Source organism: Piscinibacter sp. PDB5-1 (assembly GCF_056676035.1).
This window is the reverse complement of record NZ_JBWVZL010000002.1, coordinates 220,728-234,813: the sequence shown is the minus strand read 5'-3', so window position 1 is coordinate 234,813 and position 14,086 is coordinate 220,728. Positions and strand designations below refer to the sequence as shown.

The following is a 14,086-nucleotide window of genomic DNA, read 5'->3' as shown; positions in this document are numbered from 1 at the left end:
CTCGAACGGGACTTCGGTACCCCCGACCGAACGGATTCGGTGATTCGCAGCGAGGCCTCGACGGCTCAGGCCGAACGGAACAAGCCGTGTACCGAGCGCGGCCCCGATCTCACTGCGACACGTGAATCACGTCGCGCACGATCGGGTAGATCTGCCGTTGCCAGCGGCTGCCGCTGAACACGCCGTAGTGGCCGACGCCGGCCTGCACGTAGTGGGTACGCAGGTACGGTCGCAGGTTCGTGCAGAGGTCTTGCGCGGCCAGTGTCTGGCCGGTGGCGCAGATGTCGTCGCGTTCGCCTTCGACGGTCAGCAATGCGGTGCGGCGGATGGCCGCCGGGTTCACGGTGCGGCCTCGATAGGTGAGCTTGCCCAGCGGCAGGTCGAAGGTCTGGAACACGCGCTGCACGGTCTCGAGGTAGAAGTCGGCCGGCAGGTCTGACACGGCGAAATACTCTTCGTAGAACTTGCGCGTGTGCTCGGCCTTCTGGCGCGACTCTTCGTTGTCGGTGTCGAGCAGGTGCGCGTAGTACTCCTTGAAGGCGTTGACGTGCCGCTCCTTGTTCATTGCCATGAACGCGGTGAGCTGCACGAAGCCCGGGTACACGCGCCGGCCGCCGCCCCGGTGGCGCCAGGGCACGATGCTGATCAGGTTTTTCTCGAACCACTCGATCGGCTTCGTGGTGGCGAGCTTGTTGACCTCGGTCGGGCTGATGCGGCAGTCGATCGGGCCGGCCATGAGCGTCAGGCTCGCCGGCGTGGCCGGGTGGTCGTCTTCGCTCATCAGCGCGACGGCCGCGAGCGCCGACACGCAGGGCTGGCAGATGGCCATCATGTGCGAGCGCGGGCCCAGCACCTCCATGAACTGCATCAGGTGCTCGGTGTACTCGTCGAGCCCGAAGCGGCCGGCCGACACCGGCACGTCGCGGATGTTGTGCCAGTCGGTCACGTACACGTCGTGGTCGGGCAGCACGGTGCGCACGGTGTCGCGCAGCAGGGTCGAAAAATGCCCCGACAGCGGCGCAACGATCAGCACCTTGGGCTGCGATTCGAGCGAGGGCAGGTCTTTCTTGAAGCGCAGCAGCGTGGCAAAGGGGGTCACGTGCGCGGCCTCTTCGACCACCGGCACCGCCTCGCCCTGCACCACGATGCTGTCGATGGCGAAGGCCGGCCGGTGATGGGTGACCTCGGCGAGCGAGAACACCTTGCACGCGGCGGCCAGCTTGCGCTTGACCTCGTCGTGCCCCCAGGGGTGAGACGTGGCTTCGAGCCAGGGGATGGAGTGGCGGGCCCACGCGCGCAGTGGCGACAGCCAATCTGACTGGGTTTGGTAGGCGTGGTACATCATGCGCGCTCCTCTTTCCTTGTGATGAGAGGGGTCAGCAACTTGCGCGCCACATGCCGGGCCCGTGCGCGGTGCACCCCGTGAGTGCAGGCAGGGGAAATCCGGACGCGTCGATTGGCATATCCCTTGCAGCACCGGTGCATCAACCCGGAGACCCTGCATGCCATCCGTTGCCAAGAAGGCCGCTGCCAAGAGCGCCGTGAAAGCCGTGAAGAAGACCGCCGCGGCGCCTGCCAAGAAGGCGGCGCCGGCCAAGCCCAAGGCGGCACCGGTGATGAGTTCGATCACCCTATCGAGCAAGAACTACTCGTCGTGGTCGCTGCGTGGTTGGTTGATGGCGCGCTTCGCGGGGCTGGTGTTCGACGAGGTGATGGTGTCGCCCGACGACGCCGACGCGAAGCAAGAGATCCTGCTGCTGTCACCGTCCATCCTCGTGCCCTGCCTCACGCACGAAGGCATCGAGGTGTGGGACACGCTGGCCATCGGCGAGTACCTGGCCGAACGCTTTCCGGCGAGCGGCCTGTTGCCGCCCGACCTGGCCTCGCGTTCGCATTGCCGGGCCATCAGCGGCGAGATGCACTCGGGCTTCAGCAGCCTGCGCTCGGCGCTGCCGATGAACCTGAAAGGCGACTTTCCGAACCACAAGGTGTGGACACGCGCCGAAGCCGACATCGAACGCATCGTCGCCATCTGGCGCGACTGCCTCGGGCGCTACGGCGGCCCGTTTCTCTTCGGCAAGCAGCGCTGCCTGGCCGATGCGATGTATGCGCCCGTGGTCACGCGCTTTCTCACGTACCACGTGAAGCTCGACCCGGTGTGCGCCGCCTACTGCAAGACCATCATGCAGATGCCCGAGATGAAAGAGTGGGTCGCCGAAGCCAGGCGCGAGCCCGAAGACATCGAAGAACTCGAAATGGACTTCTGATGGGGCGACGCCCCGCGCGGGCGTCCGGCCTGAGCCTCAAGTCCAGGGCGTGGGCGAGGGGATCGCGCACGGCGCTTCGGCATCGACCGTCTTGAAATCGGCCGGGCTCACGATTTCGAGGTACTCCATGTCGGGCGAATAGTCGAAGAGGTAGTGCACGATGCCGGGGCGCTGGTGCACGCAATCACCGGCCTGGACCAGCGTCTCTTTGTCGCCGTACATGAAGCGCGCCCAGCCCTTGGTCATGATGACGATCTGGAAATCTGCCTCGTGCCGGTGCCAGCCCGTGCCCTTCTCGGGTGCCATGTTGGCCTTCACCAGATGCGCGATGACCTTGCCGTGGGTGGCGGCCGCCACGCCCAGGTCCTTGTAGAGAAAGAAGTCGCGCAGGCCGTCGCTGCGCCAGCCGGTGTCTTCGGGTTTGACATGGGAAAACTGGGTGGCGGTCGTGTCCAGCATGTCCGGCTCCTTCGAGGCAACGATGAGGGGGCGTCATGCATGAAGCGTTCCCAGCGTGGGCCGGCCCGGCTGCCCCAAAATGCAGCAGCCCCGCCGGTGCATCATCGGGGCCTCGTCGCCGGGCCCGGCCCGGTTCACCCCCCGACCGATTCGCTGCCGCGCCCGACGTGACGACCTCGCCCACCGCTTCCGCTGCCCCGGCCGCCACCCGCTACGACCGGCTCGACGCGCTGCGTGCGCTGGCCGTCGTCTGGATGGCGGCGTTTCACTTCTGCTACGACCTGAACTACTTCGGGTTCATCCGCGAGCGGTTTTTGTCCGACCCGTTCTGGACCGTGCAGCGCACCTGCATCGTCACGCTGTTCATGTTTTGCGTGGGGCTGAGCCAGGCGGTGGCGCTGGCGCACGAGCCGCCGGGCAGCGCGCGTTTCCCGCAGCGCTTCTGGCGGCGCTGGGCGCAGGTGGCCGGTTGCGCGGCGCTGGTCAGCATCGGCTCCTGGCTGATGTTCGGCCCGAGGTTCATTCACTTCGGCGTGCTCCACGCCATCGCGGTCATGCTGATCGTGGTGCGGCTCACCTCGGGCGCGGGGCGCTGGTTGTGGCTGCTGGGCGCGGTGGCGATCGTGCTGCCGCAGGTGGTCCGCCATGAAGCGTTCAACCCGGCCTGGGCCAACTGGATCGGCCTCGTCACCCGCAAGCCCGCCACCGAAGACTACGCACCGCTGCTGCCCTGGCTGGGCGTGGTGTGGTGGGGCCTGGCGGCCGGGCGCTGGGTGCTGACCCACCGCGCGCAGTGGCTGACCGGGCCGCTGCCGCGCGGGCTGCACCCGCTGGCCGTGCTGGGGCGCTGGTCGCTCAGCTTCTACATGCTGCACCAGCCGGTGTTGATCGGCCTGCTGTGGGGGGTGGTGCAGGTCGTGCGCTGAAGAGGGCTTGAACGCGTCTACCATCGCCGGATGTCCTCTTCGAAACTCCTCTTCGGCTTTCATGCCGTGACCGTGCGGCTGAAGACCGCGCCGCAGTCCGTGATCGACATCCACGTCGATGCCACCCGGCGCGACCAGCGCATGCGCCAGTTCGTCGAGCGCGCCAAAGAGGCCGGCGCCAAGCTGATCGAGAGCGACGACGAACGCCTGCAAAAGATGTGCGGCACGCACCGGCACCAGGGCGTGGTGGCGCGGGTCAACACGGTGGCGCTGAGCCATTCGCTCGACGACACGCTCGACGCGGTCGAAGGCGTGCCGCTCTTGCTGGTGCTCGACGGCATCACCGACCCGCACAACCTGGGCGCCTGCCTGCGCGTGGCCGACGGCGCCGGCGCGCACGCGGTCATCGCCCCGAAAGACCACGCGGTGGGTGTGAACGCCACGGTCGCCAAGGTCGCCAGCGGCGCGGCCGAGACGGTGCCGTACTTCATGGTCACCAACCTGGCACGCAGCTTGAATGAACTGAAGGAACGCAACATCCTCGTGGTGGGCACCTCCGACCAGGCCGAACAATCGCTCTACGACATTGACCTCAGCGGCCCGGTGGCCCTGGTGCTCGGCGCCGAGGGCGCGGGCATGCGGCAACTCACCACCAAGACCTGCGACGTGCTCGTGCGCCTGCCGATGATGGGCGCGGTGGAAAGCCTGAACGTCTCGGTCGCCAGCGGCGTGTGCCTCTACGAGGCGCTGCGCCAGCGCACGGTGGCGGCGAAGCCGGCCTGATCGGCCCCGACGAACGAACGCTGAACGACGCCCAGGACCGACCCATGCCCGTGATCGCCGTTCAACACCCGCTGGTCAAGCACAAGGTCGGCCTGCTGCGCGAGAACGGCATTTCGACCAAGTCGTTTCGTGAACTCACCAACGAGATCGCGCGCTTGCTGGCTTACGAGGCCACGGCCGACTTTCCGCTGGAGAAGACCACCATCGACTGCTGGAGCGGCCCGGTCGAGATCGACCAGGTCAAGGGCAAGAAGGTCACGGTCGTGCCGATCTTGCGCGCCGGGCTGGGCATGCTCGACGGCGTGCTCGACATGATCCCCAACGCCAAGGTCAGCGTCGTGGGCCTGAGCCGCAACCACGAGACGCTGCAGCCCGAGCACTACTTCGAGAAGTTCGTCGGCCACCTCGACGAACGCACCGCGATCATCATCGACCCTATGCTGGCCACGGCCGGCTCGATGATCGCCACCATCGACCTGCTCAAGCGCCGTGGCTGCACCGACGTGCGCGCGCTGGTGCTGGTGGCCGCGCCCGAGGGCATTGCGGCGCTGGCGGCCGCGCACCCCGACGTGCGCTGCTGGACGGCGGCCATCGACAGCCACCTGAACGACGTGGGCTACATCATCCCGGGCCTGGGCGACGCGGGCGACAAGATATTCGGAACCAAGTGAACGAGGAGAAGCTGTCCATGAAGAAACTCGTCTACCTGCTGATTTGCGTGGGCGCCCTGGCGCTGATGGGTGCCTGCACGCAAGAGCAGCAGAACGTGATCCGCCGCGACATCCAGAACTGGACCGGCACCGACGGCATCCTCGAAATCTATGCCGGTGACAAGCTCGTCAAGCGCTTTCTCAAGATCGACAAGATGAGCACGGCGCACGGCACCAGCGACAACCTGCCGCGCTCGTACCGCTTCGGCTACGGCGTGCTCGACGCCAACATGAACGGCGTGGTGGACAACGGCGAGAAGCGCGTCTACTTCGAGATCAGCGACTTCGCCACGAGCTACGTCTTCTTCGAGAACCCGAACTGAGAGGCTGCGACTTTTCTACTGCGCGGACACGTGCGCGCAGCGCACACCGCCCACGTCAGGCGCGCCTGCGATGCTCGTCGTACGCCAGGACGACTGCGCTTCTCGACGCACGCTGTACCCGCTCGCTACGAAAATTCGCAGCCTCTGCGTGTCGTTGTGGCGTGTCGTTGTGTGAAGGGGGTCAAGCCCAACCGAGCGCCCCGACCACGGCCCCCACGGCCACGAGCCAAATCGGGCTCAGCCGCGTCTTCCATGCGATGACGGCCGTCACGGCCACCAGCAGCATCGCACCCAGGTGATCTGCGGCGGGCTCGGCGAGCAGCCAGCCGGTGGCAACGATGAGCCCGATGGTGAGCGGCGCCATGCCGGCGACGAAGGCGCGCACCGGCGGGCTGTCGCGCCGCTCGGCCGCCCAGCGCGTGGCCCAGAAGGCCAGCGTGGTCGAGGGCAGCATGATGCCGAGCATCGTCGCCAGCGCGCCGGGCAGGCCGGCCACGTTGTAGCCCAGCACCGCGACGAAGGTGACGTTGGGCCCCGGCGCGGCCTGCGCGAGCGCCACCGACGAGGTGAACTGCGCGTCGCTCAGCCAACCCGTCTCGACGACGAGGTAGCGGTGCATGTCGGGTGCGGTGCTGATCGCGCCGCCGACGGCCAGCAGGCTCAGCATCAAGAAGTGCACGAACAAGCTGCCGAGCTGAGCGGCCTCGGTAGACGCGAGCCAGGCACTCATCGCTTGAGCCGGGCCCAGGCGAGCGCCATCGACAGCGAGCCCAGCCCGAGCACCACCCACGCGAGCGGCCACTTGAGCCACACGACCAGCACGCAGGTGAGGGCGCCGATGCCCAGGTACAGCGGCCCGCCCATCGCGTGGCCGCGCCAGTTCGCCGCGAGCTTGAGCGCCGTGCCGAACATCAGGCCGGCTGACACCGCGCCCATGCCGCGCAAGGCCCCGCCGACCTGCGGGTGGTGCGAGTAGCCGGCGTACAGCGCGGCCAGCGCGATGACGATCACCAGCGGCATCAACAGCATGCCGGCCAGGGCCGCGCAGGCGCCGCGCCAGCCGAAGAAGCGGTCGCCGATCATCAGCGAGAGGTTGACCACGTTCGGCCCCGGCAGCACCTGGCTGACCGACAGCATCTCAAGAAACTGCTCGCGCGTGAGCCAGCGTTCGCGGTCCACCAGCGCGTGCTGCGCCACGGCGATCACGCCGCCGAAGCCCTGCAGCGCGAGCCGGTTGAAGGCGAGGAAAAGTTCGGTGCAAGACGCCGGCCGGCGCAGCGGCGCGCCCGCGTCGTCAGACCTGGCCACCCGACTGCTCCATGCGCCGCTGGGCCCACACGCTCAAGGCCACGGCGGCGACCATCCACACCAGCGCCACCCAGCTCAGGCCCGCGAACTGCGCCTTGCCCACCGCGCTGTTGGCCGCGTGCGCCGCCACGATGGCGCCGCCACCGGCCGCGCCCACCGCCTGGCCGAGGTAGATGGCCGAGGTGTTGAGCGCCAGCAGCGCCGAGGCGCGCGTCGGTGCGGCGCCGCCCATGCGCGCCTGCTGGGCCGAGTTCGACGCGAAGCCGCCCAGCGCCCAGGGCAGCATCACCAGCGCCATCGACACCACGCCCACCGCCAGCGGAAAGATCAGGATGCTGAACGCCATGGCCGACAGCGCCAGCGCCACGATGCGCGCCGCGCCGATGCGGTCGATGTAGCGCGACAGCAGCAGGTTGCCCAGCAGGCCCAGTCCGCCGAACCAGAAGAACAGGCCCGAGGTCTGCGCCGCGTCGGCCCCCAGCACCTGGCGGTAGTAGGGCGCGAAGTAGGCGAACAGGGTGAACTGCGCCGCGCCCGACAGGGCCGTCACGGCCACCATGGCCATCAGCACCGGGTGGGTGAACAGCTCGCGCCAGTCGGCCAGCTTCATGGCCGGGGGCTTGATGCCGGCCGGCATGACGCGGTGGATCCACCACGCGGCGATGCTCGCCAGCACCGCCACCACCGCGAAGGCGTAGCGCCAACCGAAGGCCTCGCCGATGAAGCTGTGCACCGGCATGCCGATCACCGAGGCCACCGACCAGCCGAGAAAGATGAAGATCACCGCCCGGCCGCGCTCTTCGGGGGGCGCCACGCTGTTGATGGCGGCCGCCGCCTGCGGCGTGAACACGGCCGCCGCCACCACGCTGATCACGCGCAGCGGCAAGAGCGCCGCGTAGTTGGGCGCCAGCGCGCACAGGGCGTGGCCGATGGCGTACCAGACGAGCGACAGCACCAGCAGGCGGCGGCGGTCCCAGCCACCCACCAGCGCGGCCAGCAGCGGCGCGCCGAAGCACATCACGATGGCGGCGGCCGAGATGAGCTGCCCACCCACCGCCACGCTGACCTCGAGCGAGCGGATCAGGCTGTTCAGCGAGCCCGCCACCACCATCACGCCGCAGCCGATGGCGAAGTTGCCGAACATCAGCGCCCAGCGCGCCTGCGTGAGCCGCTGGTGCGCACTCAGGTCCGGGTTCATCCCCGCAGCACCTTCAACGCTTCGGGGTTGACGATGCCGGTGGGCGTGCCGTTGATGAAGTTCACGACGTTCTGGAAGGCGGCCTCGAAGTACAGCTCGTAGCTGTCTTGCTCGACATAGCCGATGTGCGGCGTGCACACGGCGTTTTCGAGCCGCAGCAGCGGGTGGCCTTGCAGGATGGGCTCGCTCTCGAACACATCGACAGCCGCCATGCCGGGGCGGCCGCGGTTGAGCGCCGACACCAGCGCGCCTTCTTCGATCAGCTCGGCGCGCGAGGTGTTGACCAGCAAGGCGGTGGGCTTCATGCGCGACAGGTCTTCGAAAGTCACCAGCCCGCGTGTGCCCTCGGCCAGCCGCAGGTGCAGCGAGAGCACGTCGCATCCTTCGAAGAAGGCTTCACGCGAGGGGGCGGCCTCGAAGCCGTCGGCCTGCGCCGCGGCGCGCGAGGCCTCGCTGCCCCACACGGTGACCTGCATGCCGAAGGCGCGGCCATAGCCGGCGACGATCTTGCCGATGCGCCCGTAGCCCCACAGGCCCAGCGTCTTGCCCTTGAGCACCATGCCGATGCCGAAGTTGGCCGGCATCGACGCGGCCTTCAGCCCCGATTGCTGCCAGGCGCCGTGCTTGAGGTTGCCGATGTACTGCGGCAGCCGGCGCATCGCCGCCATGATGAGTGCCCAGGTCAGCTCGGCCGGGGCGACCGGCGAGCCCACGCCCTCGGCCACGGCGATGCCCAGGCGGGTGCAGGTGTCCAGGTCGATGTGCGAGCCGACGCCGCCGGTCTGCGAAATGAGCCGCAGCTTGGGAAGCTTTTCGAGCAGGGCGCGCGGGAACTGCGTGCGCTCGCGGATCAGCACCAGCACCTCGGCGTCGCGCAGCCGCACCGACAGCTGGCCGATGCCCTTGACGGTGTTCGTGAAGACCTTGGCGTTCAGGGCCTCCAGCCGGGCGGCGCACTTGAGTTTGCGCACCGCGTCCTGGTAGTCGTCGAGGATGATGATGTTCACAGGCAGGGGGGCTCGAAGGCTGCGATCAGGGGCGGTGAAAGATTGTGCACGCTGAGCGCGCCGGGGCCTGTCGCTTTAGCATCGTCCCTTCTTTCAATCGGGAGACGAATTTGGCGATCACCATGCACTCGGCCAGCGTGCCGGTTTTCATCCGAACGCTCAAGAGCCTGTCGCGCTGGCTCGACAAGGCGCAGGCCCTGGCCGAGACCAAGAAATTCGACAGCGGCGTGCTGCTTGCAGCCCGCTTGGCGCCCGACATGCTGCCGTTCACGCGCCAGGTGCAGATCGCCTGCGACGCGGCCAAGTTCGGCACGGCGCGGCTGGCCGGCGTTGAGGCCCCACGTCATGAAGACAACGAGGCGTCAATCGATGAACTGAAGGCGCGTATCGCCAAGACCATCGAATTCGTGCAATCGGTGCCGGCCGAGAAGTTCGAGGGCAGCGAAGCGCGAGAGGTCAACGTGCCCCAGCGCAGTGGCAATGTCACGATGGCCGGCGAGGACTACCTGCGCTTCTTCGCGCTGCCGAACTTCTACTTCCACGTGACCACGGCCTACGGCCTGCTGCGCCACAACGGTGTCGAACTGGGCAAGGCCGATTTCCTCGGCGCCCGCTGAGCCGGGGCACTTCAGAGCGGCGCGAACTCGGTGTCGCCCCCGGCGTCGGGAAAGGCCGCTTCGAGCTGCTGGCGCAACTGGCCTCGCCAGTGACTGCCGCGCTCGGTGTCACCAGGCAGAGCGGCGAACACTGCCCGGTGCAACTGCCACAGGGCCTGCACGTCGGGTGCCTGGCGCACCTGGTGGCGCAGCCACTCGGCCTGGCCGCCGGTGAAGTCGGCGGCAGCGTCCAGAAAACACTGTTTCATCTCGACGAAGGCGCGGCGTGCGGCCACGCGGGCCAGCCGCTCTTGCGGCGTGCCGCTCACGTGCCAGACCGCGTCGTGCCGAAAGGCCGGGTCCGGCGTGGGGTAGGGGGCGGGGCTTGCGGCGGGGTTCATCGCGCGCCGTCCAGCGGGGTGAAGCCCGAGCCGGCCGAGCGCGTCGGGAAGTGCCGGTTGAGTTGCGCAAGCCGCTCGCGCGCTTCGTCCTGGCTGTGGTGGCACGAGACGAGGCCGAAGATGGTGACCCGCAGATGCCACAACTCTTGCAGCGAGCGGGCATCGTGCACCTGGGCGCGCACGGCGCTGGCGTCGGCGGCCCAGATGTCGCGCACGGCAATGATGAATTCTTCGCGGGCGTCGGCCAGCACTTCCAGTTCGCGTTCGCGCTGCCTCTTGCGGGCGCGCACATGCGCCGGCAGGTGCGACGGGTTGAGCAGTCCCAGGCAGGTCTGCAACAGCAACTGCATGCGGGCGCCGAACGAGCCCCGGCTCAGCGGCGGTGGCGGACAGGCGCCGAGCCGGCCTTGCACGGCGGGCACGAGCGGCCGCTGGGGCGCGCGGGCGGTGTCGAGCGAGTTTCTTCGCATGTCGGCAGTCCCTCCGGGGGTGGCGCAGTTGTGTGAATCTGTGTCGGCGATTCTGTGAACCACGCCACGAAGCGAAGCGGGGAATAGCGACCCGATCCAAGGCCATTTCGGGCCGGTGCACACACGCGCTAACCTCGGCGTCCGCGCTCGAACAAGAAGGAACACGCGATGAACCTATGGCTGAAACGCACGCTGTGGACGGTGGGGCTGGTGGTGGCGGGGGGAGGCCTCGCGATGGCCATCTACGTGCACCAGGCGCTGCCGCAGGTCGAAGGGGAACTGCCGGTGTCGGGCCTGGGAGGCAAGGTGCGCATCGAGCGCGACGCGCACGGCATCCCGACCATCCGCGCGGCCACCCGCGAGGGCGCGATGTTCGGCCTGGGCTTCGCCCACGCGCAAGACCGGCTCTGGCAGCTCGAAACCCACCGCCGCATCGGCTCGGGCCGGCTGGCCGAGGCCTTCGGGCCGGGGGCCGTCGAGAGCGACAAGTTCTTGCGCGCGCTGGGCGTGAAGCGCGCCGCCACGGCGCAGTGGGCATCGGCCTCGGCTGAAACCCGAGCCGCCGTGCTGGCCTACACCGACGGCATCAACGCCTACCTTCGTCACGGCCTCAAGGCGCGTCCGCCCGAGATGCTGCTGACCGGCGTGCAGCCCGAGCCGTGGACGCCCGAAGACACGCTCGCCTGGACGATCATGATGGCCTGGGACCTGGGCGGCAACTGGAACAACGAGTTGCTGCGCATGCGGCTCGCGCTGAAGATGCCGGTCGAGCGCATCAACGAGCTGCTGCCCCCGTACCCCGGCGAAAAGCCGCTCGCCACGGCCGACTACGCGGCGCTGTTCCGCGGCCTCAAGGTCGATGGCTCGCTCGGCAAGCAGGCGCTGCTGCACGCGCCCGAGTCGGGCGTCGAAGGCGTGGGTTCGAACAACTGGGTCCTGGCCGGCTCGCGCACCACCACCGGCAAGCCGCTGCTCGCCAACGACCCGCACCTGAAGCTCACGACGCCGGCGCTGTGGTACTTCGCACGGCTCGAAGCGCCTGGCCTGAAGGTCGCGGGCGCCACCATGCCCGGCCTGCCCGGCGTGGTGCTGGGGCAGAACGAGCGCGTGGCCTGGGGTTTCACCAACACCAACCCCGACGTGCAAGACCTCTACCTCGAACGCGTGCACGCCGACGACCCGGCGCAGTACCAGACGCCCGACGGCTGGGCCCGGTTCGAAAGCTTCGACGAGGTCATCAAGGTGCGCGGTGGGGCCGACGTGTCCATCACCGTGCGCGGCACGCGCCACGGGCCGGTGATCTCGGACGTCGGCGGCCCGGCCGACGGCTTGACCGGTGCGCCAGGCGGACCGGGCTATGTGCTGGCGATGCGCTGGACGGCCCTCGACAGCGACGCCGACCTGCTCGAAGCCCCGCTGCTGGCCAACCGCTGGCAGTCGGTGGACGACTTTCTCACCCACTCGGGCAAGTACATCGCGCCGATGCAGAACGTCGTGGTGGCCGACACCGCCGGCCGCATCGCTTTCGTCGCCGCCGGCCGGGTGCCGCAGCGCGGCCCGCAGCACGACCTGAAAGGCCTGGTGCCCGCGCCCGGGTGGGAGGCCCGCTACGACTGGACCGGCTTCGTGCCGGGCGACCAGACCCCGCGCGAACGCGACCCCGCGCGCGGCTGGCTGGGCAGCGCCAACCAGCGCATCCACCCGCCCGAGTACCCGCACTACATCGCCAGCGAGTGGACGACGCCCTACCGCATGCAACGCATCGAGCAGATGCTCGAAGGCAAACCCAAGCACGATCTCGACAGCCTGCGCGCCATGCAGGGCGACGAGCTCTCGCTGGCCGCGCAGCGGTTGCTGCCGCACCTGCGCAAGGCGCAATCGGTGCACCCGCTGGCGGCAGCGGCGCAGCGCGAGTTGACGGGCTTCGACGGCACGATGGCCGCCGAACGTGCGGCGCCACTGGTCTTCTGGGCCTGGGTGCGCCAGCTCACGCAGGCCGTGCTGGCCGACGACATCGGCCAGGCGTCTTACGACCGCAGCGTGGGGTCGCGCAACTTCCGCGAGGCCCTCGAAGGCGTGCTCGACCGCAACGACGCGTGGTGGTGCGACGACAAGGCCACCGCCGCCGTCGCCGAGACTTGCGCCCAGCAGAGCGACGCGGCCCTGACCCGCGCGCTCGACGAACTGCAGACCCTGCAAGGCCCCGATGTGTCGAAATGGCAGTGGGGCCGCGCCCACATTGCCCGCGCCGAGCACCGGCCGTTCAGTCAGGTCGGCCCGCTGGCGCGCTGGTTCGAGCTGCGCACGCCGGTGGGCGGCGACACCCACACGCTCAACGTGTCGAAGGTGGCCATGCGGGCGGATGCCCGGATTGGCATGCCCTACCGCACCGAGCACGGCCCCTCGCTGCGCGCGCTCTACGACCTGGGCGACCCGTCGAAGTCACGCTTCATGCATTCGACCGGGCAGTCGGGCCTGGTGTTCTCGTCGAGCTACCGGGGCTTTCTCGACCTGTGGCGCGAGGTGAAAGACGTGCCGGTGTGGGGCGACGGTTCGGCCGGGCACGCGCTGGTGTTGACCCCCGGGGCGCCTTGAGGGGTCAGCCCCTCACACCGCCCCGAACTCGGCCTTGCGCCGCGCCGTGTAGGCCCACCACGGCGCCTTCTGCGCGCCGCCCATGAAATCGACCACGGCCATGAAGGTGTCGAGCACGCACGGGTCTTGCCGCAGGCCGGTGGCCTGGCACAGGCGCTGGTAGAGCGAGAACGGGTCTTGCCCCGCGAGTTCACGCGGGTGCTGGATGCCGATCAAACGCAGGTCTTCGGCCAGCGCCGGGCCGATGTTGGGCAGCTGTTCGAGCTGCTCGCATTCGTCGGCGCTGAGCGCCTTGCGCAGGGGTTTGGTGGCGAAGGCCGTGCGGCTCACGGGGGCCTCACATCAGCATGTTGTTGCGGATGAGCCCGACCGCCAGGCCTTCGAGTTCGAAATCGACATCGCCGAAGGGCACGACGATGGGTTCGAAGTCGGGGTTCTCGGGCAGCAGCTCGATGGTCGTGCGCGTGCGCTTGAAGCGCTTGACCGTGACCTCGTCGCCCAGGCGCGCCACGACGATCTGGCCGTTCTTGGCGTCTTTGGCGCGCTGCACAGCGAGCAGATCGCCGTCCATGATGCCGGCGTCGCGCATGCTCATGCCCCGCACTTTGAGCAGGTAGTCGGGCCGGCGCGGAAACATGCTCGCCTCGACCAGATAGGTCTGGTCGATGTGCTCTTGCGCGAGGATGGGGTGGCCCGCCGCCACACGCCCCACCAGGGGCAGCGAAAGCTGCGCGAGCGAGGGCAGGGGCAGCGAGAACTGCTTGCCGCGGCTCTCGTTGAGCGCACGCAATGTGTCAGACTTCAAACGGATGCCCCGCGAGGTACCGCCGACCAGTTCGATGACGCCCTTGCGGGCCAGGGCCTGCAAATGCTCTTCGGCGGCGTTGGCCGAGCGAAAGCCCAGCTCGTTGGCGATCTCGGCGCGGGTGGGCGGAGCCCCGGTGCGCTCGATGGCGCTTTGCACCAGATCGAGGATCTGCTGTTGTCGGTCGGTCAGTTTGGGCGTGTCTTGCATGGCGCGTCCTGCGGTTGGTGGGCGGCAA

General features: G+C 68.7%; 17 protein-coding genes. 7 read left to right on the top strand and 10 right to left on the bottom strand.

Annotated features, from left to right (window positions below):
- Positions 1–109: 109 nt before the first annotated feature.
- The gene (locus AC1KAT_RS08395; protein ID WP_480324733.1) at positions 110–1,345 is read right to left on the bottom strand and encodes a polyhydroxyalkanoate depolymerase; all 1,236 of its coding nucleotides are present in this window, start codon (positions 1,343–1,345) and stop codon (positions 110–112) included.
- 271 nt (positions 1,346–1,616) lie between these two features.
- Between AC1KAT_RS08395 and AC1KAT_RS08390 the strand changes: the two genes are divergently transcribed.
- Complete coding sequence (locus AC1KAT_RS08390) at positions 1,617–2,267, top strand: glutathione S-transferase family protein (RefSeq protein ID WP_480326515.1); 651 nt, start codon at positions 1,617–1,619, stop codon at positions 2,265–2,267.
- Between the two features lie 36 nt (positions 2,268–2,303).
- Here the strand turns inward: AC1KAT_RS08390 and AC1KAT_RS08385 are convergent, their stop codons facing one another.
- A complete protein-coding gene (locus AC1KAT_RS08385) occupies positions 2,304–2,726 on the bottom strand; it encodes a cupin domain-containing protein (protein WP_480324731.1) in 423 nt (140 codons plus the stop codon).
- A gap of 167 nt (positions 2,727–2,893) precedes the next feature.
- Here AC1KAT_RS08385 and AC1KAT_RS08380 point away from each other — a divergent pair, with 167 nt between their 5' ends.
- From AC1KAT_RS08380 to AC1KAT_RS08365, 4 genes are read left to right on the top strand one after another with little or no spacing between them, the layout of a single operon-like run.
- Entirely contained in the window at positions 2,894–3,652 is a 759-nt protein-coding gene (locus AC1KAT_RS08380) for an acetyltransferase domain-containing protein (RefSeq protein WP_480324729.1), read from the top strand.
- Between the two features lie 30 nt (positions 3,653–3,682).
- Entirely contained in the window at positions 3,683–4,435 is a 753-nt protein-coding gene (gene rlmB, locus AC1KAT_RS08375; RefSeq protein ID WP_480324727.1) for a 23S rRNA (guanosine(2251)-2'-O)-methyltransferase RlmB, read from the top strand.
- Between the two features lie 44 nt (positions 4,436–4,479).
- Positions 4,480–5,106, top strand: coding sequence for a uracil phosphoribosyltransferase (upp, locus tag AC1KAT_RS08370; RefSeq protein ID WP_480324725.1), 627 nt, complete (start codon positions 4,480–4,482; stop codon positions 5,104–5,106).
- Positions 5,107–5,123: 17 nt separating this feature from the next.
- Positions 5,124–5,468: a hypothetical protein gene (locus tag AC1KAT_RS08365; RefSeq protein WP_480324723.1), complete on the top strand. Its 345-nt coding sequence runs from the start codon at positions 5,124–5,126 to the stop codon at positions 5,466–5,468.
- 181 nt (positions 5,469–5,649) lie between these two features.
- On the opposite strand, the gene AC1KAT_RS08360 is transcribed toward AC1KAT_RS08365, so the two are convergent.
- Genes AC1KAT_RS08360 through AC1KAT_RS08345 form a run of 4 tightly spaced genes read right to left on the bottom strand, consistent with a single transcriptional unit; the run spans position 5,650 to position 8,981 of the window.
- Positions 5,650–6,198, bottom strand: coding sequence for a chromate transporter (locus AC1KAT_RS08360; protein WP_480324721.1), 549 nt, complete (start codon positions 6,196–6,198; stop codon positions 5,650–5,652).
- Positions 6,195–6,776 carry a chromate transporter gene (locus tag AC1KAT_RS08355; protein ID WP_480324719.1) on the bottom strand — a complete coding sequence of 194 codons (582 nt, stop codon included), beginning with the start codon at positions 6,774–6,776 and terminating at the stop codon, positions 6,195–6,197. Before AC1KAT_RS08355 ends, AC1KAT_RS08360 begins: the two co-directional genes overlap by 4 nt.
- A complete protein-coding gene (locus AC1KAT_RS08350; RefSeq protein WP_480324717.1) occupies positions 6,763–7,974 on the bottom strand; it encodes an MFS transporter in 1,212 nt (403 codons plus the stop codon). Before AC1KAT_RS08350 ends, AC1KAT_RS08355 begins: the two co-directional genes overlap by 14 nt.
- Positions 7,971–8,981: a D-2-hydroxyacid dehydrogenase family protein gene (locus AC1KAT_RS08345; protein WP_480324715.1), complete on the bottom strand. Its 1,011-nt coding sequence runs from the start codon at positions 8,979–8,981 to the stop codon at positions 7,971–7,973. Before AC1KAT_RS08345 ends, AC1KAT_RS08350 begins: the two co-directional genes overlap by 4 nt.
- Positions 8,982–9,091: 110 nt before the next feature.
- Between AC1KAT_RS08345 and AC1KAT_RS08340 the strand changes: the two genes are divergently transcribed.
- On the top strand, positions 9,092–9,598 hold the full coding sequence (locus AC1KAT_RS08340) for a DUF1993 domain-containing protein (RefSeq protein ID WP_480324713.1): 507 nt from the start codon (positions 9,092–9,094) through the stop codon (positions 9,596–9,598).
- Between the two features lie 11 nt (positions 9,599–9,609).
- Here AC1KAT_RS08340 and AC1KAT_RS08335 read toward each other — a convergent pair whose 3' ends face one another.
- Positions 9,610–9,978 (bottom strand): hypothetical protein, encoded by a 369-nt coding sequence (locus AC1KAT_RS08335; RefSeq protein ID WP_480324711.1) that lies wholly within the window; start codon positions 9,976–9,978, stop codon positions 9,610–9,612.
- Entirely contained in the window at positions 9,975–10,448 is a 474-nt protein-coding gene (locus tag AC1KAT_RS08330) for a hypothetical protein (protein WP_480324709.1), read from the bottom strand. The genes AC1KAT_RS08335 and AC1KAT_RS08330 overlap by 4 nt, the downstream gene beginning before the upstream one ends.
- 168 nt (positions 10,449–10,616) lie before the next feature.
- On the opposite strand from AC1KAT_RS08330, the gene AC1KAT_RS08325 reads away from it, so the two are divergent.
- The gene (locus tag AC1KAT_RS08325; RefSeq protein WP_480324707.1) at positions 10,617–13,043 is read left to right on the top strand and encodes a penicillin acylase family protein; all 2,427 of its coding nucleotides are present in this window, start codon (positions 10,617–10,619) and stop codon (positions 13,041–13,043) included.
- A 12-nt stretch (positions 13,044–13,055) separates the two neighbouring features.
- Here AC1KAT_RS08325 and AC1KAT_RS08320 read toward each other — a convergent pair whose 3' ends face one another.
- Together AC1KAT_RS08320 and lexA are read right to left on the bottom strand one after the other, a co-directional pair.
- Positions 13,056–13,373, bottom strand: a complete 318-nt coding sequence (locus AC1KAT_RS08320) for a helix-hairpin-helix domain-containing protein (protein WP_480324705.1) — start codon at positions 13,371–13,373, stop codon at positions 13,056–13,058.
- A 7-nt stretch (positions 13,374–13,380) separates the two neighbouring features.
- Entirely contained in the window at positions 13,381–14,058 is a 678-nt protein-coding gene (gene lexA, locus AC1KAT_RS08315) for a transcriptional repressor LexA (protein WP_480324703.1), read from the bottom strand.
- Between the last annotated feature and the right edge of the window lie 28 nt (positions 14,059–14,086).

What these genes read in the sequence shown, in the direction of transcription:
- AC1KAT_RS08395 (WP_480324733.1), bottom strand. Translation starts at nt 1,345, where the DNA reads ATGATGTACCACGCCTACCAAACCCAGTCAGATTGGCTGTCGCCACTG.
- rlmB (WP_480324727.1), top strand. Translation starts at nt 3,683, where the DNA reads ATGTCCTCTTCGAAACTCCTCTTCGGCTTTCATGCCGTGACCGTGCGG.
- AC1KAT_RS08350 (WP_480324717.1), bottom strand. Translation starts at nt 7,974, where the DNA reads ATGAACCCGGACCTGAGTGCGCACCAGCGGCTCACGCAGGCGCGCTGG.
- AC1KAT_RS08330 (WP_480324709.1), bottom strand. Translation starts at nt 10,448, where the DNA reads ATGCGAAGAAACTCGCTCGACACCGCCCGCGCGCCCCAGCGGCCGCTC.
- AC1KAT_RS08325 (WP_480324707.1), top strand. Translation starts at nt 10,617, where the DNA reads ATGAACCTATGGCTGAAACGCACGCTGTGGACGGTGGGGCTGGTGGTG.
- AC1KAT_RS08335 (WP_480324711.1), bottom strand. Translation starts at nt 9,978, where the DNA reads ATGAACCCCGCCGCAAGCCCCGCCCCCTACCCCACGCCGGACCCGGCC.
- AC1KAT_RS08360 (WP_480324721.1), bottom strand. Translation starts at nt 6,198, where the DNA reads ATGAGTGCCTGGCTCGCGTCTACCGAGGCCGCTCAGCTCGGCAGCTTG.
- AC1KAT_RS08365 (WP_480324723.1), top strand. Translation starts at nt 5,124, where the DNA reads ATGAAGAAACTCGTCTACCTGCTGATTTGCGTGGGCGCCCTGGCGCTG.
- lexA (WP_480324703.1), bottom strand. Translation starts at nt 14,058, where the DNA reads ATGCAAGACACGCCCAAACTGACCGACCGACAACAGCAGATCCTCGAT.
- AC1KAT_RS08390 (WP_480326515.1), top strand. Translation starts at nt 1,617, where the DNA reads ATGAGTTCGATCACCCTATCGAGCAAGAACTACTCGTCGTGGTCGCTG.
- upp (WP_480324725.1), top strand. Translation starts at nt 4,480, where the DNA reads ATGCCCGTGATCGCCGTTCAACACCCGCTGGTCAAGCACAAGGTCGGC.
- AC1KAT_RS08385 (WP_480324731.1), bottom strand. Translation starts at nt 2,726, where the DNA reads ATGCTGGACACGACCGCCACCCAGTTTTCCCATGTCAAACCCGAAGAC.